Here is a 26,994-nt window from a genome sequence, read left to right as displayed (position 1 = left end):
GACGTAGCTGAAGTCGAAGACGCAGTTGTCCTTCTTCACCACCACCAGCTCCAGGGAGATGGGCACGCCGTCGAGCTTCGCGACGTAGCGGCTTCTCAGGGCCTCGCGGCCATCCAGGGTGAAGGTGTCGCTCCACATCACGCCGTCACGTCCGGACGTGGCCTTCGTGGACGTGCAGGTGCTGCCCGGGGACGCGGTGGTGTCCGCGCGGCTCGCGGGCCAGCAGACCCCGGGCGACGCGCTGCGGACGCGCAACGCGGCCCAGGGCGTGCTCATCCGCTACTGGGTGCCGTCCTCGGAGGGCTTCGACCTGGAGCTGGAGCTGACGGCCAGCGGCAGTCCCACCGTGCGGTTGGGCGAGCACGTCTACGCGGTGCCCGCGCCGGTGACGGCGGGGCTCCCCGCGCGGCCGGAGGACACCATGCCGGTGCCCTTCGGAGAGGGCCTGGACGAGGGCATGCGCGTGACGCGGACAGTGCGGCTGGACGCGCCCTGAGCCTCAGGACTCACGGCACAGCCGGTCCACGTATTTCAGCATCGTCGGCATGCGTGAGGAGCCGTGCATCCGCCGGATGTGCTGCGCGGCGGTCGCGGTCTCCATGCCGATGGCGGTGATGAGCAGCGGCCGCAGGCTCTGCCCCCGCACGATGGGCAGCGCCGGGCCGGTGGTGACGTAGGGCGTCTTGGCCACGCCGATGACGGGCACCGCGCGGCACAGCGCCTCATACAGGTGGGCGCCCAGGCCCGGCACGTCCTGCCCGAGCCACACGTAGCCATCCACGATGATGGCCTCCAGCGGATCCTGCACCTCCGAGAGCACGCGCAGCAGGTGCGGCAGCTCGCGGCGGTAGAACTGGCCGGGCTCGTACGGCGCCGCGATGGGGCCCCGGTCCACCAGGTGCGAGGCCTCCCTGGCATCCGTCCACGCGCGGAAGAGGACGCACGCGGCCACGGTGACATCGGGGCGGTAGTCCACGTCCACGCAGGCGAGCATCCGGTCCTCCTTCGTAAGCCCCAGGCTACACCGGCGCGTCACCCCTCGGCTGGAGTCTCCAGGCCAAGCCTGGATAAATTCCTGTTTTCTGATTTTTGCGGCGATGACGGATATCACCGGAGGAGGACAGGGAATGAGGCGCGCGATGAGCTGGAAGCGGGCGGTGGTGTTGCAAGCGGTGTGTCTGCTGGGCAGCGCGGGCACGGCCGGGGCGGTGACGCCCACGAACGTGACGAAGGTGGCGCGGGTGACGGGCGCCACGCAGGCGGGGGAGACGCTGCCCAACCCGAACCAGACGCACACGAACTACGAGGTGTACGGCACGGACCTGGGCATCGTCTGGGACAAGGGCGGCGGCGAGGTGTTCGTCCTGTTCGGCGACACCTTCGGCGCGGGCTGGTGTGGCAACGGCGGGTGTGGTGGCGGCTGGCGCAGCAACGTGCTGGCGCGCTCGGCGGACACCACGCTGTCCAACGGGCTCACCTTCACCACGATGGTGCAGGACGGCACCCGTCACGCGAAGGAGATATTGGCGTCCCGGAAGGTGGACAACGACGAGATGACCGTCATCCCCACCGCGGGCGTCAGCGTCGGGACGCGCCACTACATCCACTACATGTCCGTGAGGCACTGGGGTGACCCGGGGCAGTGGATCACCAATTACGCGGGCATCGCGTACTCGGATGACAACGGGCAGAACTGGGTGAAGCACCCCACGGCGCGCTGGGGGAACAACGCGTCCTTCACGAACCCCTTCCAGATGGGCGCCTTCGTGAAGAACGGCGGCTTCGTCTACCTGTACGCCACGCCCAACGGGCGCTACGGCAACGTGCATCTGGCGCGCGTGCCGGAGGGCGCGCTGCTGGACATCAACGCGTACCGGTACTGGGACGGCAACGGCTGGTCCGCGTCACAGGCGGCGGCGCGGCCGGTGGTCATTGGCATCGCGGGGGAGCTGTCCGTCTCCTACAACGCCGCGCTGGGCCGCTTCCTCATGACGTATCTCAACGAGCACCGGCAGGCCGTGGTGATGCGCGACGCGGGCACGCCCACGGGGCCCTGGAGCGGGGAGAAGCTGCTGGCCACCGGCGCCGCCTTCCCCGGGATCTACAACGGCTTCATCCACCCGTGGGGCAACAGCGCCAGCGAGCTGTATTTCATCACCTCGCAGTGGACGCCCTACAACACGTTCCTGCTGCGCGCGACGCTGACGGCCGACGCGGACGGCAACAACCTGCTGTCCGAGCCGGGCTTCGAGACGCAGGCCGCGACGCCGACGATGGCGCCCTGGTACCTGGCGGGCGCGGGCGGCATCGACCGGGCGCTGGGCCAGGCACACTCCGGCCAGGACAACGGCTTCGTGCGCGCGTCCAGCGGCTGGAACGCGCTCAAGCAGAGCGTCGTGGTGCAGCCGTACACGGACTACACGCTCAAGGGCTGGCTGCGCTCCTCGTCCAACGCCAGCCGGGGCTTTTTCGGCGCGCGCGCGGCGGGCAACGGGCCCGTCCTGGGGGAGACGCAATACGGCTCACTGCCGTCCTGGACGGAGCGCACCGTCACGTTCAACTCCGGCGCCAACGCCATCGTGGAGGTGTACGGCGGCGTGTGGGCGGACGCGGGCGACACGTGGGCGCAGCTGGATGACGTGAGCCTCACCCGGGGCGCGAACCTGGTGGCGCAGGGGGGCTTCGAACAGCAGCCGTCCTCCACGGCCACGTCACCCTGGTACGTGCAGGGCAACGGGGGCGTGGACCGGGGGCTGGGCTTCGCGCGCACGGGCGCGAACAACGGCTTCGTGCGCAACAACACCGGGTGGAACGCCCTCAAGCAGGAGGTCGCGGTGACGCCCAACACGGTCTACACGCTGACCGGCTGGGTGAAGACGTCCTCCAACCAGAACGACGGCTACTTCGGCGCGCGCGTGCTCAACGCCGGCCCCATCCTCAACGAGGTGCACCTGACGCAGCCGCTGGGCGGCTACACGCTCCAGACCGTGACGTTCAACTCCGGCGCGAACCACAGCGTGGAGGTGTACGCCGGAACCTGGGCGAACGCAGGCGACACCTGGTTGCAGGTGGACGACGTGGCGCTGGTCCGCAACTGACGATGTTGCTCGCGTAATATTCCAGTTTTCCGCGATAGTATTGACATCCCGGCCTGCGTGCTCCCACTGTCCGTGGCGTCCCCTCCACGACACGGGAGCACACCATGCTGAAGTCGAAGCCACTCGGGTCCTGCCTGGCCCTTGCGCTGGCCGCCTTCGCGCAGGCGGCGTTCGCTGACTCGGCCATCTACGGCGGCGGTCCGTTCTATTCCGGCGGCACCCCGGTGATGAATGACCTGCGCGGCTCGGGCTTCACCACCGTGATGCTCTGGAGCTTCCACATCGAGGACAACGGCGACCTCGTCTACAACGACATCCCGGTCGTCAGGAACGGCGCCTATATCGGCGATGCGGGCTGGCCCTCCCGGCTGGCCACGCTCAAGACCGCGCCGACGTCGGTCAATCGCATCGAGGTGTCCATTGGCGCCTGGAGCGTCCCGGACTTCGAGCGCATGGCCCGGCTCGTCAATGGCACCGCCACCGGCTGCGGCAGCACGCTCGTCTGCGGCACCGGCACGAACAGCATCCTGTACCGCAACTTCCAGGCGCTGAAGGCCGCCACCGGCGCCGACGCCGTCAACTTCGACGACGAGAGCGCCTACTCGCTCGCGCCGACCACCCAGTTCGGACAGATGCTCATCGGCCTGGGCTACAAGATCACCTTCGCGCCCTACACCCAGCAGACCTTCTGGCGGAACCTCCGGGACAACCTGGGCAGCGCGGTGGACCGCATCTACCTGCAGGTCTACGACGGCGGCGCCGGCAACAACCCGGCCAGCTGGAACACCGCCATGGGCATGACCGTGACCCCGGGCCTGTGGTCGCGCCATGGCTCCGGCTGCGCCAGCGGTGACAGCCCCGCCACCGTGCAGAGCAAGATGAGCAACTGGAAGAGCTCCGCCGGCATCCACGGCGGCTTCATCTGGCTCTACGACGACATCCTGGCGTGCTCGGCGCAGGGCACGAGCGCGCAGTACGCGGCGGCCATCAACACCGCCGTCAGCGGCAACACGCCGCCCGTGGCCAACTTCGGCGTCACCGTGAGCGGCCTGACCGCGACCTTCAGCGACACGTCCACCGACAGCGACGGCACCATCGCCTCGCGCAGCTGGAGCTTCGGCGACGGCAGCGGCTCCACCGCCACCAACCCCAGCCGCGTCTACGCCAGCGCCGGCAACTACAACGTCAGCCTGACCGTGACGGACAACGGCGGCGCCAGCACCACGAAGACGCAGACGGTCTCCGTCGGCGCGGGCTACGCCAACCTGGCGCTCAACAAGCCCGCCACCGGCTCCACCGCCTGCAACACCAGCGAGACGCCCGCCAAGGCGGTCAACGGCAGCGTCTCCGGCGGCACCACCGACAAGTTCTGCTCGCTGGTCTCCGGCGCGTGGCTGCAGGTGGACCTGGGCTCGGCGCAGACGGTCAGCAGCTTCACCGTCAAGCACGCGGGCGCGGGCGGCGAGTCCACCACCTGGAACACCCGGGCCTTCACGCTCCAGACCTCCACCAACGGCACCAGCTGGAGCACCCCGGTGACGGTGACCAGCAACACCGCCAGCACCTCCACCCACGCCATCACCGCCACGTCCGCCCGCTACATCAAGCTCAACATCAGCACCCCGTCCCAGAACGGCGATCCGGCGACGCGCATCTACGAGCTCGAGGTGCGTTGAGCCGCTTGCCCCTTCTTCTCCTTCCCGGAGGTCCATCGATGCAGAACCGTTCGTTGTTCGCAGTTGTCCTCGCCGGAGCGTTCGCGGCGGGTTGTGGTGAGGAGCGCTCCGAAGCCGTCCCGGGGGATGAGTCCCCGGTGGGCACGTCCAGCGGCGCGCTCGCATGCAGCACGCGCATCACCTACGGAGACCGGTGGATCCACCCCGGTCACCCGGAGCAGTTCGACGTCGCGAGCGGCCTGGTGACCTGGGACGGCAGCTGCGTCAACGAAGGCACCAACTCCTACGCCGTGCTGTCGAACGGCTGGAAGCCGTACTTCACCGGGAACAATGCCTGTGTGATGGCGCTCGACACGGACTGTTCCGGCGCCACCACCTGCGCGACGCGCGTCACCTACGGCCCCGCGTGGCTGCATCCGTCGGGGCACACGGCCCAGTACGACGACGTGGGCGGCCGCGTGACGTGGGACCGGGGCTGCACGAACGCCTCTCCCAATTCGTACACGGTGCTGTCCAACGACTGGGCGCCGTACTTCAGCGGCACCAACGCGTGCGGCATCTCGCTGCGCTACACGGGCTGTGGCGGGCTCTACCAGAACCCCGTGGTGCCCGTGGACTGCGCGGACCCGGGCGTCATCCACGACGGCACGCAGTACGTCGCGGCCTGCACGTCGGGTGGCGCGGCCAACGCGTTCCCGCTGCGCACGTCCAGGGACCTGGTCACCTGGTCGGCCGCGGGCAACATCTTCCCCTCCACGCGCCGGCCCACCTGGGCCACGGGCGACTTCTGGGCGCCGGAGATCCACAAGGTGGGCGGCCGGTACATCGCGTACTTCACCGCGCGCCACCAGGACGGGAAGCTGTCCATCGGCGCGGCGACGGCCACCAGCGCGCTCGGGCCCTTCACGGACCTGGGCCATCCGCTGGTGCATGACGCGGGCATGGGGATGATTGACGCCACGTTCTTCTACGACACCGCGGGCGTGCCGTACCTGGTGTGGAAGGCGGACGGAAACGCGGTGGGGCAGTCCACGCCCATCTATGGGCAGGCGCTGTCGGCGGACGGCCTGTCGCTCACCGGCACGCGCCGCACGCTGATGAGCAACACGCTGTCCTGGGAGGGCGGCGTCGTCGAGGCGCCGTGGGTCGTCGCGCGGGGCGGTTACTACTACCTCTTCTACAGCGGCAACTCGTACGCCAACAGCACCTACGCCGTGGGCGTGGCGCGCGCCACGAGCCCGCTGGGGCCGTACACGAAGCTGGGCAACCCCATCCTCAAGACGGGCGGCGGCTGGGTGGGCCCCGGCCACAACTCCGTGGTCACCGGCCCCAGTGGAGACAGCATGATGGTCTACCACGCGTGGAACAGCGCCCACACGGCGCGGGTGATGCTGGTGGATGCCATCACCTGGCCCAACGGCTGGCCCGCGGTCCCGGAGGCGCCGTCCGCCGGTTCGCGTCCCATGCCGTAGCGGGTGCGCACGGCCGCGCGAGTCATGGCTCGCGCGGCCGTTCACCCACGGCCACTACGGCTGCGTGGCGAAGATCAGGTCGTCCTGGTCGTCCTGGCCTCCCACGTAGCCGCAAGGACCCGCCGGGCCGTCGGAGTTGAGGCGGGCCCGGATGGCGCGGATGGGACCGGGGGGCAGCGTGTACTTCAAGCTGAAGGTCTGCAGCATGTTGGTGCTCGGCGCGAACCTGTAGATCAGGCTCCAGGCCGGGTTGGCCAGATCCGTGGTGGTGTAGAGCTCGATGCGAGCCGGCGCCGGCATCCCGACGTAGGCGCTGACCTGGATGGTGACGACCTTCCCGGGCGCCAGGGGCGAACCGTCCAGCGTCGCGACGCGCAGGCCATGGATGGCCTCGGGCACGGAGGGCCACATGTTGGTGCCGTCCGCGCAGGAGTCATTCAGCGTGTTGGGCGCGTTCAGCTCCGGGCCCACGATGGTGCCGCGTCCATTCAACAATGTCCCGGAATCACAGAAGGCGCCCGCCACGGTGCAGCGGGGCGCCTTGTAGACGGAGTCGTAGGCGGCCACGCCCGCGCTCGGCGTGTTGAGCACCTGCACGGTCACCGCGGTGCTCGTGCCGGTGTTGCCCGCGGCGTCGTAGGCCCTGGCCACCAGGGTGTGGTTGCCATCGCCCGCCGCCACCGTGTCCCAGGCCACCGAGTAGGGCGCGGTGCTGCTCGTGCCCAGCGACTTCGTGCCGTCGAAGAACTCCACGTGCGTCACCGCGACGTCGTCGGACGCGGCCGCCTGGAGCGTCACCGTGCCCGTCAGGGGCGTGCCCGTCCCGGGCGCGGTGAGGGCGGCCGTGGGAGGCGCCGCGTCGCTCACGCACGCGTTTGACGCCGAGCACGTCAGGCCGGAGCCGCACGTGCCACACGACAGCGTCCCGCCGCACCCGTCCGAGACGGTGCCGCACGCGGCGCCCTGGCTCGTGCACGACGTGGGGACGCAGGAGGAGGAGACGTAGCGCTCGCAGGACTTGATCTGGTTCGAGTAGCCGCTGCTGACACCCGAGCCGCTCGACATCAGGACGGCCCCGCTGTCCAGGACGACCGACCCGTGAGTGACACGGATCGCGAGCATGGGAGCGTCGGCGGACCAGGTCCCCGTGGCTGGCGTGTAGCGCTCGACGGTGGAGAGGATTCCGGTGCCGCTGGAGGTGCCGCCGGAAACCAGCACCGTTCCATCGGGCAGGCGCACGGCGCCCGGATTGACGCGCCCCGTGACCATGGAGCCGGTGGCCGTGAAGGTGTTCGTCGTGGGGTCGAAGAGGGAGGACTTCTGCACCGTCCCACCCGAACCTCCCGCGAGGAGCACCCGGCCATCCGCGAGCGCGACCACGGCCTCGGTCCCCTGGCCCGTGGGCAGGGCTCCCAGGCTCGTCCATGCGTTCGTGGCCGGCGTGTAGACCTGCGCGTTCACTCCCGCGGCCACACCCAGGACGCGGCCATCCGGGAGCAGCGCGAGCCGCTGGACCTTCGCACCCAGGGCCCCTGTCGAGGTCCAGCTGCCCGTGGCGGGGCTGTAGACCTCCGCGGTGAGCATGTCGGTGGTGGACTGGAGGTTCACGCCGCCCGCCACCAGCACCCGCCCATCCCCGAGCACCACGCTGACGGCCTTGTAACGGGGCCAGGCCATGCTCCCCGTGTACGACCAGGTCCCGGTGGCGGGGTCGAAGAGCTCGGCGGTCGCGTGCACGGTGCGGGTCTGGACGGTGTTGTTCTCATGTCCGCCCGCCACCAGCACCTGGCCATTCGCCAGTCGCTCGGCCGTGGCCAGGTCGCGAATCTGGTTCATGCTGCCCGTGAAGGACCAGGTGCCCGTCTTCGGGTCGTACAGCTCGGCGGTGGCGTGGTACGGCTTGCCCTGCGGAAGGAAGATGTCGTTGAACTCCATGCCGCCCGCCACCAGCACCCGCCCATCCAGCAGGCGCGTGTGCGGAATCTGCGCCCGGACCTTCGCCAGCGAGCCCGTCATCGTGGAGGCCGCCTGGGATTGCTGCCGGAAGGCCGAATCCTCCGGAGGCTGAGACTCCTCCGGTGACGGCGTGCAGGCTTGCAGCAGGCAGGCCATTCCAATGGCCAGCCAGTCGTTGCGTCTGTTGTTCATGGGGTTCCCCTCTCGGGCGCAATGCCTAACACATGGCATCGGGCCCCGGCAGATGGGCGGGGGATGACCCATGGGCGTTACACCCGGTCAGTCCGCGTCCGTGATGCGCGCCAGCCATTCATTCAGCAGCGCGCTCTCGCCCTGGCTCAGGACCGTGAGTCGATCCAAAGACGCCCGCAGCGTGGTGGCCGCGGAACGGACCTCCGTGTTCGCCTGAGGCGCCGCATCGCTGGTGATCGCCGCGATGACCGCCTCGCGCGCGGCGTCCGACAGTCCGCGGTCGCGTTGCCCTTCGGGCTGGCGCAGCAGCGTGAGCACGGCCCCGTTGGCCATCGCCGCTACCAGGCCCAGCGCCCGCTCCTCGCTGACCTTCAGCCGGCCCGCGAGCGCGATGTTCCGGATGCGGCGCCGCAGGAGGTCGTTCCCGGTGCCGATCACCGAGGACTCCGTGGGGGGCTCCAGGTCGCTGCACATGAGCGCGAACAGCCCGGGGTTGCCGAGCCCGAACGCGACGTGCGAGTCCCAGCCGATCCGCAGCTCCTGGATCGGATCCGGGTGCGCCTTGCGCGCGGCCTTCTTCGCCACGTAGCTCGTCATCGCGTGCTCGACGACGGCGGACATCAGGCCGCGCTTGTCGCCGAAGAGCCGGTAGATCGTCGGTGCCTGCACCCCGGCGGCGGTGGCCACGGCGCGGGTGGTCGCGGCGTCGGAGCCTCCCGAGGCGATGAGCTCCGCGGCGGCCGCGATGATTCGCGCGCGCGTATCAGGGCCCTCGGCGTCCTCGGCGGTGGGCTTCTGTCGGTCCGGCATGGGAGCGACTTAGCACGCCGATTCCGGAACATCGATAACGACCACTTGATATCGGCGACAACGACCGCTACGTTATCGGCGGTATCGGAACGCTGTTTCCACCGATAACGACAAGGGGCGTTCAATGATCATCGTGACTGGGGCCACGGGGCAGCTCGGCCGTCTCATCGTGGAGCAGCTCCTCACCCGCGTCCCGGTGGACCGGGTCGCCGTCAGCGTCCGGGACCCGGAGAAGGCCCAGGACCTCGCGGCCCGGGGCGTCCGGGTGCGGGCGGGGGACTTCGCGCGGCCGCAGGGGCTCGCGCAGGCCTTCGAGGGGGCGTCCCAGGTGCTGATCGTCTCCTCGAACGCTTCGGCCTACGGCGGGGATCCGCTCGCCCAGCATCGCGCCGCCATCGACGCCGCGAAGTCCGCCGGCGCGCGGCGCATCGTCTACACGAGCCACATGGCGGCGAGCCCCACGTCGGTGTTCCCCCCGATGCTGGACCACGCGGCGACGGAGCGGATGCTGGAGGCGTCCGGCCTGGCGTGGACCGCGCTTCGCAATGGCTTCTATGCGTCGGCCGCGCTGCTCCAGCTGGAGCAGGCCATGAAGACCGGCGTGTTCGAGGCGCCCGCGAACGGAAAGGTCTCCTGGACCGGGCACGCCGACCTCGCGGAAGCGGCCTCGGTCATCCTGGCGGAGGAGGGGCGGTTCAACGGGCCGACCCCGCCGCTCACGGCGTCGCAGGCGCTCGACTTCGCAGGCCTGTGCGACCTCGCGTCGGGCGTCCTCGGACGTCCCATCCGTTACGCCACCGTGCCGGAGGCGCAGGTGCGCGCGAAGCTCGAAGCGGCCGGCCTGCCCGCGGCCCGGATCGCCATCTTCCTGGGCCTCTACCGCGCAAGCCACGCGGGCGAGTTCGCGGCCGTCGACCCCACGCTGAAACAGCTGCTCGGGCGTGAGCCAACGAGCATGCGCGAGCTGCTGGCCCAGAAGCCGCGCTGACCGGCCCCGCCGCGCTCAGGGCGCGGGGAGGAAGCGCGGCTGCCCGGGGCGCAGGTCTCCCACGTACTTCCGCCATCGCTCGTAATCACTGTCGTACGAAGCGCGGTGTAGGTAGACATCCCCGATGTTGCCCGAGGTGGGCGACGCGCGCAGCCACAGGTCCAGCGCGCCCGTGTCGTCCATCCGCACCAGGCCGATGTCGCTCGCGGACGGCGTTCCTGGCAGCGGGGGCAGTGGCTCCACGCCTTCGTCGGGCTTCGTCAGCAGGCTCTGGATGCGTTCACGCACGGCGCCCAGCACCCAGGTGTCCACGTCCGGAAGGGCGCGCAGGCGCGGCTCCCGCGCATCCAGCCAGGCCACCAGCGAGGGCAGCACCTGCGTGCGCAGCGTCTCCACGGCGTGGGCGTCCCAGCCCCGGAAGCGGGTGCTGGTCTGGAGCGCCAGCTGCAGCTGGCCCATGTCGTCCATGGACGGCAGGTCCTGCGTCCGGGCCAGCCAGGTCTCATGGAACGTGCGGAGGAACCACGCCTGGTCATGCCGGATGACCGGCACCGTCGCGCCCCAGGCCCAGTCCGGCGCGAGCCCCACCTGGGCCAGGTGCCAGGTATTGAAGCCACCTCGCGGGTCGGTGAACTTCGTGAGCTCCGCCCAGCGGGCCGCGACGTCGGGGCGGGACTCGATGAACTCCCGGCACCGGCGCATGTCCTCCGCCGAAGCGCGCGGATCCGCGGCCACCAGGTCACAGGCCTTGTGCACGGCGCCCCCTTCGACCTCGGCACGCAGCGCGAGCCGCGCGGCCCGCTCCTGTTCCCGGCGATGGCTCGACGTCGCCAGCTCGCCGCCCAGGAGGGCCAGGTAGCCGGCGACGGCGCACACCCCCAGCGCCACCAGGGGGAGCCCCATCCCCAGCGGCACCGGGTCGAACGGACGGTCCGACAAAAAGCGCCGCCAGCCGACCCAGAGGGTGAGGACGAGCGGCAGCACCGCGAGCACGAAGGTCAGCGCGTTGAGCGCCTGATGCAGCGGCGTGGCCGAGTTCCGGTATGCCTCGCTGCTGAAGGCCAGCGTGAAGAAGGCGCCCACGAGCAGCGCCACGCCCAGCATCAGCTCCACCAGCAGACACACTCCCGCGACGGCCGCGCTCATCCTCGATGTCCCCGTCCTGGCGCGGTCAGGGCCCCAGGCTTCTTGGCCGCGCACCCCCGAGCGTAGCCGAAACACGCTCGAACTCGGCCCCTCGGCCCCGAAAGAAGAGGTGTGGGAGCGGCGCGAAGCCGGCCCCGGGAGAGGACCCATGACGTGCATTCACTGGCGCTGGCGTGTCGCCACCACGCAGCGGGAGTTCGATGACGCGGCCCGCATCCGCTGGGCTGTCTTTGGCGGCGAGATGGGCCTGCTGTCCGAGCAGTCGGCGGTCGCGCGGCGGGAGATGACCCCCATCGACACGCTCGACACCACGGTGCACCTGCTCGTCTACGCGGGCTCGGAGGCCGTGGCGGCGATGCGGGTGGCGCTGCCCAACGCGGAGGTGGCGGCGAACCTGGGCGTGAGGCTGGGCCTGGAGATGGAGCAGCGCGTGGACCTCTCCGGCATGCTCCAGCCGGGGAGGGTGTTCGCGGAGCCCTCGCGCTTCTGCGTGCTGCCGAAGTGGCGGCGCACGGAGGCCGTCACCTGGCTGCTGGCGGCCATGTACACGGAGAGCCGGCGGCGCGGGGTGACGCACTGGATTGCCTCCGCGAACCTGGAGACGGACTCGCCCGAGGACGCGCTGCTGTCGTGGCAGGTGGCGGCCCACCGGGGATGGGTGAGCCCGCACTGGCGCGTGAACGTGCCCGACCCGTGGCAGGCCCCGGTCCCTCCCCGCAGCCCGTTCTACACGCAGGAGGAGCGAGCGAAGGCCGCGCGGGGGCTCTTGGATGAGCTGCGGCTGCCCCGGTCGCCCTCGCTCTTCGCCAGGACCATGGGGGCGCGCTTCATCGCGGAGCCGCTCTACGACGCGTACTTCCGGTGGTTCACGCTGCCGCTCGTCATGTCGCTGGATGAAATCCCGGCGGAGTCCCTGGCGCGCTTCGACGTGCTGGAGCACGCCGTGAACTCCGCCGCCTGAGTCCCGGGGCGGCCTCTTCCCTTCACCTTCAACACGCAGCAGCCGGGAGCCCGGAAGGCCCCGGACAGGAGACGTACGTGCAAACACAGACGGAAACGCATTGGCTGGCGCGGCTGGATGAGGAGGCGCGGGCGCTGGTGGCGGCAGTGGACGCGCAGCCGGATGGCCGCCGCCTTCTCGACGGCACGCTCGACGCGGAGGGCTACATCCACTACCTCGTCCAGACGTACCACTACGCCCGGTGGAGCACGCCCATCCTCGCGGAAGGGGGCTACCGGCTGAGGCGGCTGGGCCGGCACCCGGAGCTGGCGGAGCTGCTGGTCCAGAAGGGCGAGGAGGAGAAGGGCCACGACCGGTGGCTGCTGTCGGACCTGAAGAACCTGGGCGTCCCGGAGGAGCAGGTGGAGGCCGCGGAGCGCAGCCCCGCAGTGGATGCCTATACGGGGTGGAACTTCTTCACGTCGCTCGCGGGCGTGCCGACGGCGGTGCTGGGGACCGCGTACGCGCTGGAGTACCTGTCGCGGACGCGGGCCGGCGTGTGGGCGGAGCGGCTGAAGGCGGTGGCCGCCATTCCCAACATCCACAAGTCGGTGACGTTCCTGCGCAGCCACGGCGCGCTGGACGGAGACCACGTGGCGGAGATGCAGCGGATCCTGGCGCCGCTGACGGACCCCGAGGACCAGGAGGCCATCCTCTTCTCCGCCCGCGTCGCCCGCAGCGTCTACCCGCGCATCTTCCGTGAGAGCGGCGCCACCAGCCGGTGAGGTAGTGACCGTCAGACAGGCCTGTTCAGCCGCGCGGCCTGGAAGAGGAGGTCCGCGCGGCTGTCGATGCCCAGCCGGTCGAAGATGTCCCGCACGTGGGTCTTCACGGTCAGGAGCTTGCGGCCGAGCTCCTCGGCGATCTGCTCGTTGGTGCGGTTGCGGAGCAGGAGCCTCGCGATGGTGACCTGGCGAGGCGTGAGCTGGCGCTCCATCTCCCGGGGGAGCGGGATGGAGCGCGGAAGCTCGTTCAACACGAGCGCCCACCGCCGGGCTCCATCCGCCATGGGCAGCTTGATGAACCGGCAGGTGCGGCTGGCCTCGGGATGGTTGAAGACCCAGAGCGTCTTCCCCAGCCGTGCGTCCGCGTCCATGGCCACCAGCGCCTCCAGCTGTTCCTGGAGGACGCGCGGGAGCCCGGAGGAGTGGAGGTCCGAGGGGCTGAACCACCGGGCCAGGAGGGCCGCGGCGTGCTTGGAGCGGTACACCTCGCGGACGTGAGGCTCCACGACGAGGTAGGCGGAGCCGGGACCGTGGTGGAGCTCATCCATGAGGTGGGCACCCGCCATGAGGCCCTGGACGTCATGGCAGTTGCGAACCGTGTTCATCAGGTGCGCGTTGAGGCTGGCGACGGCGGTGGTGCTCCGCGAGGTGAAGGGGTGCGGCTCATGCCGGTAGAACGCCAGCGCCCCGACGAGGCCGGAGCGGATGGGGAGCTGGACGGCCATGATGTGTTCCAGCGGAAGGTCCAGCTCCAGGCTGCGCTGGTAGATGCGGGTGCGTTCGAACTGCGGGCGGGTGAGCAGCTGCGTATCGCGGATGACCACGTTGGGCCGGGCAATGATGGCGGGCCGGAGGAAGTCATGCTCGGCGTGAACGGCGTACTCATCCAGGATGGAGATGGGCGAGCCGGGGACGAGCCACTGGAAATCGAAAGGCTCGACGTGCATCAGGCACAGGGCCATGGCGTCGGCCTGAACGAATTCGAGCAGCGACGCCCGCGCGGCTTCGAGAACCTGGGGGAGTGACAGCGAGCTGTTGAGCGCCGCGATGACATCGTCGCGGACCAGGAGCTCGCGGGTGTTGAGATTCATCGGACGGGACCTCCGCCGGTCGGGCGTGGATGTCCGTCACCCATAGGTCCGGGGTGAGCGCGTGTCCCTCACCCGCAAGTGGTATTGACGGAGGGATGAACCCTCCCAATGCATCCGCCGACTTCGACCCCCAGCTGGCCGCCCTCCTGCCAGCCCTGGCGGGGTACGTGCCCGTGCGCATGACGCTGGCGCAGCTGGAGCACTTCCGGACGCTGAGCCGGGTGACCCGGGAGGACCTGATTGGCGACGCGGAGGTCCACTGCGTCGACCACGTCATCCCGGGGTATCAGGGCGCGGAAATCACGGTCTCGGTCATCACCCGCAAGGACCACTCGACGCCGGGCCCGGCCGTCTATCACATCCATGGCGGCGGCATGGTGATGGGCACCCGCTTCGCGGGCGCGAAGCCGCTGGTGGAGTGGGCGCTCCGGCATGACGCGGTCTGTGTGAGCGTCGAGTACCGGCTGGCACCGGAGCATCCCGCGCCCACGCTGGTGGAGGACTGCTACGCGGGGCTGGCGTGGATGGCGGCGAACGCCGGAGCCCTGCGCTTCGACCCGGACCGGCTCGTCATCTTCGGAGGCAGCGGCGGTGGCGGGCTCGCGGCGGGGACCACGCTCCTCGCGAGGGATCGGAAGGGCCCCCGGCTGGCGGGACAGCTGCTGCAATGCCCCATGCTGGACGACCGCAACGACACGGAGTCCGCGCGCCGGTACGAAGGCGTGGGTGTCTGGGACCGGGTGAGCAACCTGACGGCCTGGCGGGCCGTGCTGGGCGACCGTCAGGGCGGCCCGGACGTGTCTGTCTATTCCGCGCCCGCGCGCGCCACGGACCTGCGGGGGCTGCCGCCGACCTTCATCGACGTGGCGGCCGCGGAGACGTTCCGGGATGAAGCCATGGCCTATGCGCGCGGCATCCTGGCCGCGGGCGGTGAATGCGAGCTGCACGTCTGGGGCGGGGCCTTCCACGGCTTCTATGACATCGCTCCGCAATCCGGCCTGGCCCGGGCCTGCATCGCGGCGCGAGATGGATGGTTGGGACGCATGTTCGCCCGCCGCTGAACGGCTCGTACCGCCCGGGGCCTCATGGAGAAGGCCCCGGGCAGCGTGAGGCTCAACTCACTGCATGATGGTGACGATCTGCGCCTGGCAGGTGTTGATGTCGATGAAGGAGTTGGCCGCATCGACCGTACAGACGGCGCCGCCGTAGGTGCCGTAATAGACCGTCGCGGTGCAGCTCCCGGCACTGTCCGCGATGTCCACGCGCCAGACACACGTCTTCGCGCCGGCCGGGTTCGCCGGGTCGACCGTCCAGTAGTACTGCTGGGAGAACGACGGCATGGGAGCGGGGGCGCTCACCTGGAACCCGCCCAGGTTGGCGGTGGGCACGGGGTAGGGCGAGAACACGCCGTTGAACGTGCCATTCAGGATCTGGAGGCCCAGCGAGACGGTGGCACCGCTCTGGTTGGTGACGAAGAAGTTCTCCAGCGCCGCGCCAATCGACGCACCGCCCTTCACCTGGGCAATCTCGAACGCGCCCTCGCGCACGCTGACATATTCCGTGCGCTGGGAAAGGAAGTCGGGGAACCCGAGGTCGGCCGGGCCGGCAAAGGCAGCCGACGGCGCGAGGGACAAAAGGGAGGCAGCCAGGAAACGCTTCACGTTCCTCGTCATGGACTTCTCCTGAGTTGTTTGTACGGGGGTTGGCCGGAGCCAATGCCTTACTAACACCGCGCTCGTTCTAACTGCAAATCAAAACGAGCAAAACGTGTAGTTCCTGTGAGTGCGGACGATTGCGATCTGGCCGCGTTGCACATTGCGGTGGCTGCCTGGCTACGGGATTTCCCCGGGGCTTCCCATACACGCCCCTGATTCAGGGCGCACTCATCATCAGCATCAACCTCCACGCATTGAGGAACGCGGGCAGCGGGCCGAAGGCATCGCGCAGATAGACATAGCTGCCCCCTGCCTTGGGGATGCGCTGGCCCAGCTCCCCGTAGATGAACGCGCCGATGAGCGCCACGGCCCTGGGCAGGAGAGGGGCTCATGGCCCGGGGATCATATCGGCTAGCATGCCTGCTCCCGAACACGCCGCCTCTGGAAGGACGCCCGGCATGGCCGCAGCACCGGCGAAGGTCATCGCCCCGACGTCGAAAGCCCTGGTGGTGGAAGCGCCCATGTTGGGCGTGCTGGACGCCATGGAAGCGATTCCCTCGCCCCTGCGGTTCCAGGGGCTCGGGCGTGTGCTGTGGATCCTGGGCCCGCTGGTGGGCGTGGGCCTGGGCCTCTATTACGGGACCATCCTGGAGGGGGCCGGGTCGACCGTCGCGAAGGGCGTGTTCCTCGTGTCGGCCATCCTGCTGTGGCTGCGCTACGAGCTCCGAAGCTTCCGCTTCCATGCGGACGGCCACCCTGGCGACGACCCGCGCCGGCGCTCGGAGCTGGTCGTCCGGGTGCTCCGGCGCCTGAGGGAAGACCTTGTGCCGGGGGCTCCCATCCGCCTGCGGATCCGTCCCCATCCCCGCGACAAGGGGCCCGGTTCGAGCACGTTCCCCCTGACCTTCAAGAAGACGGCGCCGCCGGATCAGCTGGACCCGTGGCTCCAGCTGGAGACGCGGCTGAGGGACGGGGCACACCTGCGGCTGACCGCCGTGGAGCGCCGCCGGGTGAAGGTCAGCAAGGCCGGTCCCAACGGGCCGCGCCGGCGCATCAAGATCAGGGAGTACGACACGCTGTTCCTGGAGGCCCGGCTGCGCGTGAAGGCGAAGCGGCACCCCCAGCTCGCGACGCTGTCAGAGGACCGGGCCCGGGAGGCGGTGCGTCTTCCTCCCGGCGCGAAGCTCCACCGGCTGCGCATCCGTGGAGGACACCTGCGCCTCCGGATCCAACTGGACGAGTCCTGGCGTCCCGTCATCCCCAAGGACGCGCCGGCCGCCCCGGACGCGTCCCGCGCGGTGACGATGATGCTGCTCAGCCTCTACCAGATGCTCCACCTCGCCCGGACTCCCGAGGCCCCCAGGGCCCACCCGAAGCCGTCGCACCGCCGGGAGAAGTCGCGGCGGCGCCGCCGCGTCCAGTCGAGGTAACGAAGCGGCTCAGCTCAAGACCGCGGTGGCTTCGATTTCAACGAGCACGCCCGGCTCGAAGAGCACGGAGACCCCGATGAGCGATGCGGGCGCCGGCACGATGCCCAGCTCCCGGGAGACCTGTTCGATGCCGGCGAGGAAGGCGGGCATCTGCTCATGCTTCCAGTCGACGACGTAGATGGTCAGCCGGACGACGTCACTGAACGTCGCCCCCGCCGCCGCCAGGGCGATGGCGACGTTGCGGTAGGCCTGCGCCACCTGTCCCGCCAGGTCCCCCCGCGCGACGAGCTGTCCCTGCGCGTCGTACGCGACCTGTCCCGCGATGTGCACCTGCCGCGAGCCGGTGGCGATCGCCACCTGCCGGTAAACGTCGGGCTTCATGAGTCCATCGGGGTTGAGCAGGGTCACGGGCATGGAAGGTCTCCGGGTGGATGGGTGAATGCCGGGCTCGTATACCGGTCCCATTGGGGAACGGCGTTCGCCTCTCCAGCGATGCGGCCGCTACAATGGCGCCCCAGCGATGAAGCGCGCCCATCTGGATGAAATCCTCGCCTTCATGGCCGTCGTGGACGCGGGCAGCTTCGTGAGCGGTGGCCAGGCGCTCGGGCTGACGCGCTCGGCGGCAGGCAAGGCGCTGACGCGGCTGGAGTCACGCCTGGGGGTGCGCCTGCTCAATCGCACGACGCGCCAGCTGAGCCTCACCGACGAGGGCCGGGTCTTCCACGAGCACTGCCTCCAGGTCGTCTCGGCCCTGGACGACGCGGAAGCCAGCGTGGGGCAGCGCGCGGGAACGCCCCGGGGGGTTCTGCGGCTCACCCTGCCGGCCGCCTTCGGCAGACGGCAGGTCCTCCCCTTGCTGCGGGACTACCTGCGGACCTGGCCCGAGCTCCAGGCGGAGGTGAGCTTCACGGATCGCGTCACGGACATCATCGAGGAGGGCTACGACCTGGCCGTGCGCATCAACGCCTCCAGCCCCGACACGCGCCTGGTCTCCCGCGTTGTCGCCCGGCACCCGGTGTTCGTCTGCGCCGCGCCCTCGTATCTCCAGGCGCACGGCGAACCCGCCACGCTGGAGGACCTGGCGGCGCATGACTGCCTGTTCTTCAGCAGCCGGACGCGGCGGCAGCACTGGCGTCTGCGGGAGAAGGGCGGCTCGCCGGTGAAGGTGGAGGGACGAAGCCGCCTGCGGCTCGACAGCGGGGAGGCCATCCGGGACGCGGCCGTCGCGGGACTGGGCATCGCCTATCTGCCCGGGTTCCTGGTCGACGAAGACCTGGCGAGCGGGCGGCTCAAGGCGCTGCTGCCGTCCTGTGAGACGGAGTCCGTTCCCATCACGGCGCTCTACCCGAGCAAACGCTACCTGCCCGCGAAGGTGCGGCGCTTCATCGACCTGATGGTCGAACGATGGAGCGCGGGACCTTCCGGATCAGAATGACGCGTTCCACGTGAGCGCGGCCCCGCCGGGAGTTGGCGTGACGCCCACGTCGGTGAGCAACGCGACGGCGCGGTTCTGCCGCTTCCATTCCACGTAGTTGTTGTGGCGGCTGATGCCCACGAACAGGAGCGGGAGCCCCACGGCCGCGAAGACGCCGCCAATGGCCAGGGATGAGCCAAAGCAGACGTCCTGCGTGTCGCGGGGGACCATGCTGGTTTTACACAGGGGAGAGGTGAGCAGGTTGACCGCCCCCACACCGGTCAGGATGCTGCCGGCGACCAGCATCCCGGTGCCCGTGGGCGGAGGCTTGCCGTTGAGCAGGTCGTTCGCACGTTCCTGCGCGAGGCCGGGGCTGGAGGAGAGGATGACAGCTGCACTCACGAGCGTGGAGAGACAAGCTTTCATGCCGTGAGCAAAGAGCAGGGGCGCGCTCGTCGTCAAGCGCGCCCCTGCGACTGCCCCTTTCGGGGGATGTCTGGGATTGGACCTGGGGCCAATATCAGTGCGTCACTGACCGTCCAGCCTGCCGTCCAGGTTCCGGTCGAGCGCGATGCGCGTGCCGGAGCCCGGGGGCACCGCGGTGAAGGTCACCTCCTGGCCCAGCGTGTTCGCCAGCGCGCGCAGGGCCGTGGTGGTGAGGTTGGCGGTGCCGTCATCGGGCTTCCAGGTGCCGGCCGCGCGGTCGAAGAGGAAGCCCTTCACGCGGGTTCCGATGGCGGCCTTCGCCACCAGGTCGGCCTCGTAGGTGGAGCCGCCGAGGATCTTCGACACGAACGGCGCCTTCGCCCGGGCAATCAACAGGTCGATGCGCGCCCCCACGGCGGAGGCGTTCGTGGACGTGAGCGTCACCTGCTGGCCCACGATGGGCGCCAGGTCCGAGTCCACCGCCATCATGTAGGACTCCACCTCCCGGCGCTCGGTGTCGCCGCGGAAGCCCACCAGGGGCCCGCCGATGCTGTTGTTGGCGAAGACGATGGCGCTGAAGAAGCGGAACAGCGTGTCCACCGCGCCGTCGTGCGTGAAGCCGAAGCCGCGGACCTGGTCGCCCGTGGGCCCGGATTCCGGGTGCTGGAAGAAGCTGTTGTCCGGGAAGCCGAACATGCCGACCTTCGTGTACATGTTTCGCACGTGGGGGATCTTCATGATCTGGCTGATGCCCTCGAAGCTGGACTGGCCGTCCGTGCCGAAGTGGCCCTGTGCCGCGTCGATGGCGTGGCAGCCATTGCAGTTGAAGCCGGTGTTGGAGCCAATGGCCAGGCCGTCCACGCGGCGGCTGCCAAAGTAGAAGTCACGGCCGGCGGCCTGCGTGGACGTGAGCGAGTTGTCCAGCTTGCGGATGGGGTTGGGCGGCAGCTGCACCTGGAGCTGGAAGTTCGTGAACTTGTTCATCTCCGCCTCGGTGGGCTGGTCCGCGCGGCCGAGCAGCCCCGGGAAGGCGACGACGAAGTTCTTGAACGACAGGGCCTCGTCATACGCCCCCGAGCCGAAGAAGCCCGTGGAGCGGTCCCCGCGCCAGTGCATGGCGCCCGACGTGGACATGCCGCGCAGCGTCTGCGTCGTCATGGGCCCCTTCATGGGGTGGAAGGAGTTCTGGTTGCCGGTGCCGTTGACGTCGGAGCTCGGGTGGCCGGTCAGCAGGCGGAACGCGCCAATCTCCAGGCTGCTCGCGAGCCGCTTGTCGATGGCGTTGGTGGTGACGGCGTCATCCGGGTTGCCCAGGTCCCAGGCGAGCTCGTCCTTGTCGCCGAAGACGTGGCAGCTGGCGCAGGAGGCCTCGCCGTTGGCCGAGGAGAAGTTCGCGTCGTAGAGGAACGGGCGGCCCTGCACGACGGAGTCAGGCTCCGGGTTGTAGAGCGCGGCCGAGGCCAGCTGGCTCTTCGTGGCCAGGTCGATGACCTTCACCGCGTTGTCGAAGCGGGTCATCACGTAGAGGCGGTTGCGCGCCTCGTCCAGCACCAGGCCGCTGGGGCCGCCGCCCGTCACCGGGATGTAGTTGGCGCTCGCCGTCCGGGGATTGAACGTGTCCGCCTCCAGCGCCGCGGTGTCGAAGACGCCCACCTTGCTGGAGCTGAACGCGGCCACGTACAGCTTGGTGCCGTCACTGGAGACGGCCATCTCCGTGGGCGTGGAGAGGCTGTGGTTCTTCGCCGTGGAGTCAAAGCCGGGCGAGCCGGCCAGCTTTGAATAGTCCAGGTGCTTGTTCAGGTGGCGCGGCGACACCGTCGTCCCCTTGATGACGGTGATGCGCATCTTCGCGATGTTGCCCTGCACCGTGCTGCCGCCGAAGGCGCCGGGGCCCTCGAAGCGGGTGAGGTTGTTGGCGTCGCTGTTGGTCGCGTACACCGCGCCCGTCCTGGGGTTGGTGGCCAGGTTGAACACGGTGGTGCCCACGCCCGTGTAGAACGCCTTCTGCTGCAGGCCGTCCGCGTCGATGGCGAAGACGTCCTTGTCCGGCAGGTTGAAGCGCACGCCGTTGTTCCAGTTGCGGCCCAGCGTGTCCTCCCACCGGCTGCGGTCGCTGTTCCATTTGACGATGAGGCCCGTCTCCGGGGCCCTGGCGCCGTCGGCGTTGGTGGACGGACCGGGCAGGCCGCCCACGAACAGGTTGTTGCCCCAGGGGAACGTGTCCGGCTGGACCAGGCACACGCCCGCCTTGCCAAAGCCGTTGCACACGCTGTCCATGTTGATGGTCGTCGTGCGGTTGCCGGACTGGGCGATGGCCGCGTAGACCGTCTTCCTGTCCGGGCTGACGGCCAGCCCGCGAGGCGTGTCGCCAAAGAGCGTCAGGATGCGGACGGGCGTGCCGCCCAGCGTCGTCCCCAGGGACGCGGGGTTGAAGACCCAGACGTCCGCTCGGCCCACGCCCGGCGTGGTGAGCTGCGGGTCTCCAGCGCCGGGCACGGAGGCAATGGACGGATCCGTGCGCTGCTGGCCCCGGTGCGCGGTGGTGATGAAGGCATTGCCGTTGGCGCCGGCGAACACGATGTCGCGCGGCTCGTCACCCACCAGCAGCGTGCGCACCACGTGCGGCGTGCCGCTCACGCTCACCACGCTGACGCTGTCGGACAGGTGGTTGACCACCCAGACCTCGGTGTTGCTGCGCGCGGCGACCGACACCGGCTCCAGGCCCACCGGCACCTCCGCCACCAGGGACAGCCCCGCGCTGGTGACGTTGAAGACCTCCAGGCGGTTGTCCGGCGTGTTGACGGCGAACAGCTTCGTGCCGTCCGGAGACAGGGCCAGCGGGCGCACGTGCGCGCTCTCGAATTCAATGAACGAGGGCGCCTGGGCGGCGGCGGGGGCGGAGGCGAACAGCGACACGGCGGCGCACAGCAGACCGGTTCGGGTGCGCCACCGGTTCGTGCTCGGGCCCACTTGCGGGGTCGGGACCATGGGGATCTCCTGGTGAGCGAGTAAGAGCTGCGCACTGGGGATTACCAGTGAGCCTTGCGACATCGCCCCCTCCGAAGGGAGGGGGGTGCCCACGCACTGCGGGTGCGAGGATGCGTCGCGGTGTCCTCCGTTCGTGACGCGTCGCGGTGTTCACTGTTTGACGCTCGGTACGTCAGGGCCCGGGTTCTCCCGCGCACGACGCGGTGGTCTACTTCGCGCTGCACTCGGTCACAGGGGACGTGCCCATGGGCGACCCGCTCTCGCACCTGCTGCCGACGAAGCTCGCGCCGCCGCGGACGGCGTCGGTGCTCGTCTCGAGGAGTGCGGCGCTCCGGAAGATCGACCGGGGTGCCGCCGGCACGCTCGTGCTGGTGACGGCGCCGCTGGGCTCGGGGAAGACGACGCTGCTGACGCAGTGGTGCCGCGAGGTGCACGGCTCCCGGCTGCTCGCGTGGCTGTCGCTCGACGAGCGGGACAACGCGCCGGAGCGCTTCTTCTCCTACCTCGTCGGGGCCATCCGCCGCGCGGCCCCGGAGTTCGACGCGTACATCGCCAGCCCGCTGGACGCGCAGGTGGCGCTCCCGTTGGAGCATGCGACGACGGTGGTGCTGCGCAGCCTGTGGAACCTGGGCCGCGAACTGGTGGTGGTACTGGACGACTTCCACGTGCTGCGGGAGCGCGCGCTGGTGCGGGCCTTCTCGTACCTGCTGGACCACGCCCCGCCGCACGTCCATTGGATCGTCTCCTCGCGCAGCCCGCCCGAGCTGGACCTGGCGAAGCTGAAGCTCACCGAACAACTGGTGACGCTCGACAGCCGCGACCTGAGCCTGGACGGGGAGGCCATCCACGAACTGGGGCGGCGCCTGTGCGGCGCGGTGCTCCAGCCTGACGACGTGGAGTACCTGCGCGCGCGCACGGAGGGCTGGGTGGCCGGGGTGAAGCTGGCCCTGCTGACGGCGGGGGAGCACGCCAGCGTGAGCGACGCGCTCCGCAAGGCGGTGGGCTCCAACCACGACGTGGCGAGGTACCTGGCGGATGTCGTGCTGCGCGAGCAGACGGAGGAGGTGCACGCGTTCCTGGTGTTGAGCTCGGTGGTGGACCGGCTCAACGGGGAGCTGTGCAACGCGCTGCTGGGCATCACGCGGGGGCCGGCGCTGCTGGCGGAGCTGGAGCGGGCGCAGCTGTTCATCCAGTCCCTGGACACGCAGGACCCGTGGTACCGCTACCACCCGCTGTTCCTCGACTTCCTGCGCACCCAGCTGGCGTGCACGTACGGGGACCGCATCCCCCGGCTGCACCGCGCGGCCAGCGCCTGGTTCGCCGAGCACGCGCTGCCAGACGAAGCCCTGACGCACGCGTTCGCGTCCGGGGACCGGGGCTGGTGCCTGGAGCTGGTGGCGAGGTGCGCGGAGGCGTGGATGCGCGAGGGGGAGATTGCCTCGGTGCTCCAGTGGACGGAGAAGCTGACGGCGGAGGAGGTCTTCCAGTCGCCCGCCATCTGCGTGGCGCGCATCGCGTGCCTCATCCTGTCCCGGGGCTTCGCGCCGGCCTCGCTGGCCCTGCAGGACGCGCAGCGCCGGCTCCAGACGGCGGCGCCCGCCCCGGAGCGCGAGCGCCTGTCGCGGCAGCTCTCCCGGCTCGCGCTGCTGCACGCCGTGCTGTCGGACTCGGCCTCCGGCATCGAGCTGGAGGCGTCTCCGGGGGACGAGGATCCGGACATCTTCATGGCGGGCGCGGTGCTGGCGGCGAAGGCGTACCAGGCGCTGCGGCAGAACCGGTTCGATGCGATGCGAAGGCTCGCGTCGGTGGCGCGCGAGACGCTGCAGGGGCCAATCAATCCCTACATGGTGGGCTACACGGACGTGCTCATCGTCCTGGCGGACCGGGCGCAGGGCCACATGAAGGAAGCGGTGGACCGGTGCGAGGCGGCCTTCGAGCGCGCGAGCCGGGGACGGCGAAACCCGGTCTGGGTGAACGCCGCGACGGCGCTGGCCAACACCCGCTACGACCAGAACCGCCTGGACGAAGCCGAAGCCCTCTGCATCGAAGTGCTGCCGCTCCTGTCCCAGGCGGCGGTGTTCGAGACCTTCGCGGTGGCCTACCTCGTCCTGGCCCGCATCAAGGCCATCCGGGGGAAGTACGCGGAGGCGTGGCAGCTGTTGGACTACCTGCACAGCGTGCTCGAGTGCGGGCACCAGACGCGCTTCCTGGCCCACGTCTGCGGGGAGAAGATCCGCCTCTCCATGGTGGAGCAGTCGCCCGCGCGGATGAAGGTCGTGGCGCGGGAGTTCGACCTGGGCGAGCGCATGCGCCGGGGCGAGTGGAGCGAGCGGCGCTTCTACGACGAGACCTGGGAGCAGCTGGGGGTGGCGCAGGCCTGGGTGTTGATGGCGAAGGGGAGGCACGACCGGGCGCACGGGCTGTTGGAGACGCTGAGGGCCAGCGCGCACGAGGCGGGCTGCGTGGCGCGGGAGACGGCGCTGCTGGCCGCATTGGCCGTGTGTCACTGGAGGGCAGGGGACCCCACGGCGGCGTTCGCGGCGGTGAACCGGGGCTTCGCGCTGGTGCCCCGGTTCGGCTTCAGCCGGGGCGTGTTCGACGAGACGCCGGGCCTGCAGGAGGTCATCGTCGCGGCGGCCACGCAGCGCAAGCTGAGCCACGTGCTGCCGGCCCGCTACACGGAGCGGTACCAGGACCTGCTGTCCCTGGGCCGGAGCGAGCCCGCGGGCTTCGCGGTCCTGCCCAGCGCGCCGCTGGAGCCGCTGACCGAAAGGGAGCTCCAGATGCTCAAGCTGCTGGCCCAGGGCCTGAGCAACCAGGAGATCAGCGAGCGCTCCAACGTGGCGCTCTCCACCACGAAGTGGCATCTGCGCAACGTGTTCGCGAAGCTGGACGTGACGACGCGCACCGCGGCCATCGTGAAGGCGCGGGAGCGGCTGGCGCGCAACCTCTGAAATTCGCACGGAGGGGGTGAGGGAGATTCCGCCCGGATTTCGTTGATGGCCCAGACCCACACCCCAGACGGGGAAAGGATGGACCATGAGACTCCGGAATCAGACCCAACAGTGGACGGGCGCGGCGCTCGCGCTGCTCCTGCCCGCGGCGGCGCTGGCGAACGAAACCCATGTCTACGGCATCGCCAACTTCGGCGGTGCGGGCCAGTGCAGTGCCGAATCGCACTCCATGCACACGAAGACGGCGGCGGAGTTCGCGAACTACTTCAACTCGCTCGTGAGCTCCGGACTCTGGTCGGACGTGCGCACCCTCAACAACTCGAGCGCGCGCACGGACCTCTGGACCGACCCCTCGAAGGGGCCCCTGGCCGACGCGAAGGACGCCCAGGCCAATGCCGGCGTGGACGACGCGGACGTCCTCTTCGTGCACACCCACGGCGGCCACAACGAGTCCCTCCTGCGCAGCTGGCTCGTGATGGGGACCAACGCGGATTCCTGCTCAGCCATCACGGACCTCCACATGAGCCTGGGCAACGGCAAGCTGAACATGGCCATCGTGAAGGCCTGCCAGTCCGGCGACTACCAGGTCTGGAAGCAGGGCGGGTACCGGACTGCGCTCGTGACGCCCACCAGCGGCTTCAGCATGTGGAATGCGTTTCACGGCGACTCGTCGTGCGGCGAGCACGTGAAGACCTACGTGAAGAGCTACGTGGCGAACTCGCGCGGGGATGGCGCGGGCGAGAACTGGATTGACGCGGCCTACGACTGGGACGACGGCTCCGACAACGACGACTGCCCGGTGTCCATCGTCTTCGGGGAGACCAAGGCGCAGCGCGTGGCGATGTTCGAGGCCGGTGGCTGGCGGGACCGCAAGAGCACCGGACGCAAGATCGCCTCCACCATCTTCTACGTGGGGGGCTGCGACCCCAGCAGCGGCCAGAAGCTGCCCGAGTGACCGTCGCCACCCTCGAACTCGAACCGAAAGAAACCAACGCCATGAAGACCCATCTGCTCTTCCGATTCCTGACCGCCCTCCCGCTCGCCGCCGTGTCTGGCTGTGACAGCGGAGACCTCATGGAGCCCGCCGCCGTCACCACCCAGTCCGCCCGCGCGACCCTCGGCTTCATCATCGACTCCACGGCCATCGCCACGCCTCCCACCGGGAGCCTCCCCACCACGCTGCTCCCCAGCACCGCGTTCGGTGAAGCCATGGTGCAGCGCGGCCTGGTGGGAACGACCGAGCCCTTCACCCAGACGGAGACGCTGGGCTCCCGCGCGAACCAGGAGTCCACGTCCTGGAAGCTGGAGCGCGACCCGTCCGAAGGCCAGGTGCTGGTGCTGAACAAGGCCGGCAGCGGCCCGGAGACGCCGCAGGAGCCCGCGCTGCTGCAGCGGGAGGCCCTGGCCCGCCTGCAGCGCTGGGGCATCCCCACGGCGGAGCTGGGGCCGGTGCGGCAGGTGAAGTCGTTCACCCAGAGCGAGGACCCCGCGGGCCTCGAAACCCCCGCCCTCCACCGCCACAAGACCTTCGTGATGCGCGCCATCAATGGCATCCGCGTGGAGGGCCACCGCGCGGTGGTCTCGCACGGCGCGGATGGCAGCTTCCAGCGCGCCCTCATCAGCTGGCCCGCCCTGGGCCGTTCCGGTCATCTGCTCCATACGCGGCTGACGACGGCGCAGATTGAGCAGCGGGCCCGCGAAGCGCTGTGGGCCGAGGGGGAGACCACGGGGCCCGTGCACCTGTCCTGGAAGTACGTGCCCTCGCGGCTCTCCACGGGCGACTGGGCGCTGACGCTCAAGGTGGCCGCCAGGATGCCCCCGGTCACCGGCACGACGAGCACCGAGGAGCCCCGCGTCATCGACGTGGACGTGAGCGCCGTCCCCTGAGTGGGCGCTGCTTCACTTCCCGTGAGAGGGCTCGTTGGGTATGCAGTTGCCCCATGAGCCCTCGACGCGTCTTCGGCGCCGCCCCG

General features: G+C 69.9%; 23 protein-coding genes. 13 read left to right on the top strand and 10 right to left on the bottom strand.

The window, feature by feature from the left end:
• Positions 1 to 124: 124 nt before the first annotated feature.
• Positions 125 to 496, top strand: a complete 372-nt coding sequence (locus D7X55_RS03740; protein WP_121722249.1) for a hypothetical protein — start codon at positions 125 to 127, stop codon at positions 494 to 496.
• A gap of 3 nt (positions 497 to 499) precedes the next feature.
• Here D7X55_RS03740 and D7X55_RS03735 read toward each other — a convergent pair whose 3' ends face one another.
• Positions 500 to 994, bottom strand: a complete 495-nt coding sequence (locus tag D7X55_RS03735) for an endonuclease V (protein ID WP_121722248.1) — start codon at positions 992 to 994, stop codon at positions 500 to 502.
• Positions 995 to 1,139: 145 nt separating this feature from the next.
• On the opposite strand from D7X55_RS03735, the gene D7X55_RS03730 reads away from it, so the two are divergent.
• From D7X55_RS03730 to D7X55_RS03720, 3 genes are all read left to right on the top strand, one after another.
• Entirely contained in the window at positions 1,140 to 3,098 is a 1,959-nt protein-coding gene (locus D7X55_RS03730; protein WP_233609551.1) for a DUF4185 domain-containing protein, read from the top strand.
• 104 nt (positions 3,099 to 3,202) lie between these two features.
• Positions 3,203 to 4,774, top strand: a complete 1,572-nt coding sequence (locus tag D7X55_RS03725; protein WP_121722246.1) for a PKD domain-containing protein — start codon at positions 3,203 to 3,205, stop codon at positions 4,772 to 4,774.
• Positions 4,775 to 4,812: 38 nt separating this feature from the next.
• Positions 4,813 to 6,246, top strand: coding sequence for a glycoside hydrolase family 43 protein (locus tag D7X55_RS03720; protein ID WP_121722245.1), 1,434 nt, complete (start codon positions 4,813 to 4,815; stop codon positions 6,244 to 6,246).
• Between the two features lie 54 nt (positions 6,247 to 6,300).
• On the opposite strand, the gene D7X55_RS03715 is transcribed toward D7X55_RS03720, so the two are convergent.
• On the bottom strand, positions 6,301 to 8,394 hold the full coding sequence (locus D7X55_RS03715; protein WP_158626310.1) for an Ig-like domain-containing protein: 2,094 nt from the start codon (positions 8,392 to 8,394) through the stop codon (positions 6,301 to 6,303).
• An 87-nt stretch (positions 8,395 to 8,481) separates the two neighbouring features.
• On the bottom strand, positions 8,482 to 9,204 hold the full coding sequence (locus D7X55_RS03710) for a TetR/AcrR family transcriptional regulator (protein ID WP_121722243.1): 723 nt from the start codon (positions 9,202 to 9,204) through the stop codon (positions 8,482 to 8,484).
• Positions 9,205 to 9,328: 124 nt separating this feature from the next.
• On the opposite strand from D7X55_RS03710, the gene D7X55_RS03705 reads away from it, so the two are divergent.
• Positions 9,329 to 10,192, top strand: coding sequence for an SDR family oxidoreductase (locus D7X55_RS03705; RefSeq protein ID WP_121722242.1), 864 nt, complete (start codon positions 9,329 to 9,331; stop codon positions 10,190 to 10,192).
• A 15-nt stretch (positions 10,193 to 10,207) separates the two neighbouring features.
• On the opposite strand, the gene D7X55_RS03700 is transcribed toward D7X55_RS03705, so the two are convergent.
• A complete protein-coding gene (locus D7X55_RS03700) occupies positions 10,208 to 11,338 on the bottom strand; it encodes a hypothetical protein (RefSeq protein ID WP_121722241.1) in 1,131 nt (376 codons plus the stop codon).
• 148 nt (positions 11,339 to 11,486) lie between these two features.
• On the opposite strand from D7X55_RS03700, the gene D7X55_RS03695 reads away from it, so the two are divergent.
• Positions 11,487 to 12,299, top strand: a complete 813-nt coding sequence (locus D7X55_RS03695; RefSeq protein ID WP_120548499.1) for a GNAT family N-acetyltransferase — start codon at positions 11,487 to 11,489, stop codon at positions 12,297 to 12,299.
• A 77-nt stretch (positions 12,300 to 12,376) separates the two neighbouring features.
• On the top strand, positions 12,377 to 13,063 hold the full coding sequence (locus tag D7X55_RS03690; protein ID WP_120548498.1) for an iron-containing redox enzyme family protein: 687 nt from the start codon (positions 12,377 to 12,379) through the stop codon (positions 13,061 to 13,063).
• Between the two features lie 11 nt (positions 13,064 to 13,074).
• Here D7X55_RS03690 and D7X55_RS03685 read toward each other — a convergent pair whose 3' ends face one another.
• Positions 13,075 to 14,154: a LuxR C-terminal-related transcriptional regulator gene (locus tag D7X55_RS03685; RefSeq protein WP_120548497.1), complete on the bottom strand. Its 1,080-nt coding sequence runs from the start codon at positions 14,152 to 14,154 to the stop codon at positions 13,075 to 13,077.
• Between the two features lie 95 nt (positions 14,155 to 14,249).
• Here D7X55_RS03685 and D7X55_RS03680 point away from each other — a divergent pair, with 95 nt between their 5' ends.
• Positions 14,250 to 15,215 (top strand): alpha/beta hydrolase, encoded by a 966-nt coding sequence (locus tag D7X55_RS03680; RefSeq protein WP_120548496.1) that lies wholly within the window; start codon positions 14,250 to 14,252, stop codon positions 15,213 to 15,215.
• Positions 15,216 to 15,272: 57 nt separating this feature from the next.
• Here D7X55_RS03680 and D7X55_RS03675 read toward each other — a convergent pair whose 3' ends face one another.
• On the bottom strand, positions 15,273 to 15,701 hold the full coding sequence (locus tag D7X55_RS03675) for a hypothetical protein (RefSeq protein WP_233609548.1): 429 nt from the start codon (positions 15,699 to 15,701) through the stop codon (positions 15,273 to 15,275).
• Positions 15,702 to 16,026: 325 nt separating this feature from the next.
• Positions 16,027 to 16,176, bottom strand: a complete 150-nt coding sequence (locus tag D7X55_RS03670) for an amino acid permease (RefSeq protein ID WP_233609547.1) — start codon at positions 16,174 to 16,176, stop codon at positions 16,027 to 16,029.
• 91 nt (positions 16,177 to 16,267) lie between these two features.
• Here D7X55_RS03670 and D7X55_RS03665 point away from each other — a divergent pair, with 91 nt between their 5' ends.
• Positions 16,268 to 17,239 (top strand): hypothetical protein, encoded by a 972-nt coding sequence (locus tag D7X55_RS03665; protein ID WP_121722240.1) that lies wholly within the window; start codon positions 16,268 to 16,270, stop codon positions 17,237 to 17,239.
• 9 nt (positions 17,240 to 17,248) lie between these two features.
• On the opposite strand, the gene D7X55_RS03660 is transcribed toward D7X55_RS03665, so the two are convergent.
• On the bottom strand, positions 17,249 to 17,653 hold the full coding sequence (locus D7X55_RS03660; RefSeq protein WP_121722239.1) for a RidA family protein: 405 nt from the start codon (positions 17,651 to 17,653) through the stop codon (positions 17,249 to 17,251).
• 106 nt (positions 17,654 to 17,759) lie between these two features.
• Here D7X55_RS03660 and D7X55_RS03655 point away from each other — a divergent pair, with 106 nt between their 5' ends.
• On the top strand, positions 17,760 to 18,674 hold the full coding sequence (locus D7X55_RS03655) for a LysR family transcriptional regulator (protein WP_121722238.1): 915 nt from the start codon (positions 17,760 to 17,762) through the stop codon (positions 18,672 to 18,674).
• Here D7X55_RS03655 and D7X55_RS03650 read toward each other — a convergent pair.
• Complete coding sequence (locus D7X55_RS03650; protein ID WP_147442738.1) at positions 18,666 to 19,079, bottom strand: hypothetical protein; 414 nt, start codon at positions 19,077 to 19,079, stop codon at positions 18,666 to 18,668. The two genes, D7X55_RS03655 and D7X55_RS03650, sit on opposite strands and share 9 nt — an antisense overlap.
• Positions 19,080 to 19,181: 102 nt before the next feature.
• Entirely contained in the window at positions 19,182 to 22,067 is a 2,886-nt protein-coding gene (locus D7X55_RS03645) for a YncE family protein (RefSeq protein ID WP_121722237.1), read from the bottom strand.
• A 245-nt stretch (positions 22,068 to 22,312) separates the two neighbouring features.
• Between D7X55_RS03645 and D7X55_RS03640 the strand changes: the two genes are divergently transcribed.
• From D7X55_RS03640 to D7X55_RS03630, 3 genes are all read left to right on the top strand, one after another.
• On the top strand, positions 22,313 to 25,021 hold the full coding sequence (locus tag D7X55_RS03640) for a LuxR C-terminal-related transcriptional regulator (protein WP_120548529.1): 2,709 nt from the start codon (positions 22,313 to 22,315) through the stop codon (positions 25,019 to 25,021).
• An 85-nt stretch (positions 25,022 to 25,106) separates the two neighbouring features.
• Entirely contained in the window at positions 25,107 to 25,976 is an 870-nt protein-coding gene (locus tag D7X55_RS03635) for a hypothetical protein (RefSeq protein WP_121722236.1), read from the top strand.
• 41 nt (positions 25,977 to 26,017) lie between these two features.
• Positions 26,018 to 26,908, top strand: coding sequence for a hypothetical protein (locus D7X55_RS03630; RefSeq protein WP_121722235.1), 891 nt, complete (start codon positions 26,018 to 26,020; stop codon positions 26,906 to 26,908).
• Positions 26,909 to 26,994 lie beyond the last annotated feature (86 nt).

The sequence above is a fragment of the Corallococcus sp. AB049A genome, assembly GCF_003668885.1.
GTDB lineage: Bacteria > Myxococcota > Myxococcia > Myxococcales > Myxococcaceae > Corallococcus > Corallococcus interemptor.
The sequence above is the reverse complement of the archived record's forward strand: the minus strand, read 5'-3'. Positions and strand labels throughout refer to the sequence as shown.

Excerpts from the sequence above, each read along its gene's own strand:
- D7X55_RS03735 (WP_121722248.1), bottom strand. The coding sequence starts at position 994 with ATGCTCGCCTGCGTGGACGTGGACTACCGCCCCGATGTCACCGTGGCC.
- D7X55_RS03730 (WP_233609551.1), top strand. The coding sequence starts at position 1,140 with ATGAGCTGGAAGCGGGCGGTGGTGTTGCAAGCGGTGTGTCTGCTGGGC.
- D7X55_RS03725 (WP_121722246.1), top strand. The coding sequence starts at position 3,203 with ATGCTGAAGTCGAAGCCACTCGGGTCCTGCCTGGCCCTTGCGCTGGCC.
- D7X55_RS03720 (WP_121722245.1), top strand. The coding sequence starts at position 4,813 with ATGCAGAACCGTTCGTTGTTCGCAGTTGTCCTCGCCGGAGCGTTCGCG.
- D7X55_RS03715 (WP_158626310.1), bottom strand. The coding sequence starts at position 8,394 with ATGAACAACAGACGCAACGACTGGCTGGCCATTGGAATGGCCTGCCTG.
- D7X55_RS03710 (WP_121722243.1), bottom strand. The coding sequence starts at position 9,204 with ATGCCGGACCGACAGAAGCCCACCGCCGAGGACGCCGAGGGCCCTGAT.
- D7X55_RS03705 (WP_121722242.1), top strand. The coding sequence starts at position 9,329 with ATGATCATCGTGACTGGGGCCACGGGGCAGCTCGGCCGTCTCATCGTG.
- D7X55_RS03700 (WP_121722241.1), bottom strand. The coding sequence starts at position 11,338 with ATGAGCGCGGCCGTCGCGGGAGTGTGTCTGCTGGTGGAGCTGATGCTG.
- D7X55_RS03695 (WP_120548499.1), top strand. The coding sequence starts at position 11,487 with ATGACGTGCATTCACTGGCGCTGGCGTGTCGCCACCACGCAGCGGGAG.
- D7X55_RS03685 (WP_120548497.1), bottom strand. The coding sequence starts at position 14,154 with ATGAATCTCAACACCCGCGAGCTCCTGGTCCGCGACGATGTCATCGCG.
- D7X55_RS03680 (WP_120548496.1), top strand. The coding sequence starts at position 14,250 with ATGAACCCTCCCAATGCATCCGCCGACTTCGACCCCCAGCTGGCCGCC.
- D7X55_RS03665 (WP_121722240.1), top strand. The coding sequence starts at position 16,268 with ATGGCCGCAGCACCGGCGAAGGTCATCGCCCCGACGTCGAAAGCCCTG.
- D7X55_RS03660 (WP_121722239.1), bottom strand. The coding sequence starts at position 17,653 with ATGCCCGTGACCCTGCTCAACCCCGATGGACTCATGAAGCCCGACGTT.
- D7X55_RS03655 (WP_121722238.1), top strand. The coding sequence starts at position 17,760 with ATGAAGCGCGCCCATCTGGATGAAATCCTCGCCTTCATGGCCGTCGTG.
- D7X55_RS03650 (WP_147442738.1), bottom strand. The coding sequence starts at position 19,079 with ATGAAAGCTTGTCTCTCCACGCTCGTGAGTGCAGCTGTCATCCTCTCC.
- D7X55_RS03645 (WP_121722237.1), bottom strand. The coding sequence starts at position 22,067 with ATGGTCCCGACCCCGCAAGTGGGCCCGAGCACGAACCGGTGGCGCACC.
- D7X55_RS03640 (WP_120548529.1), top strand. The coding sequence starts at position 22,313 with ATGGGCGACCCGCTCTCGCACCTGCTGCCGACGAAGCTCGCGCCGCCG.
- D7X55_RS03635 (WP_121722236.1), top strand. The coding sequence starts at position 25,107 with ATGAGACTCCGGAATCAGACCCAACAGTGGACGGGCGCGGCGCTCGCG.
- D7X55_RS03630 (WP_121722235.1), top strand. The coding sequence starts at position 26,018 with ATGAAGACCCATCTGCTCTTCCGATTCCTGACCGCCCTCCCGCTCGCC.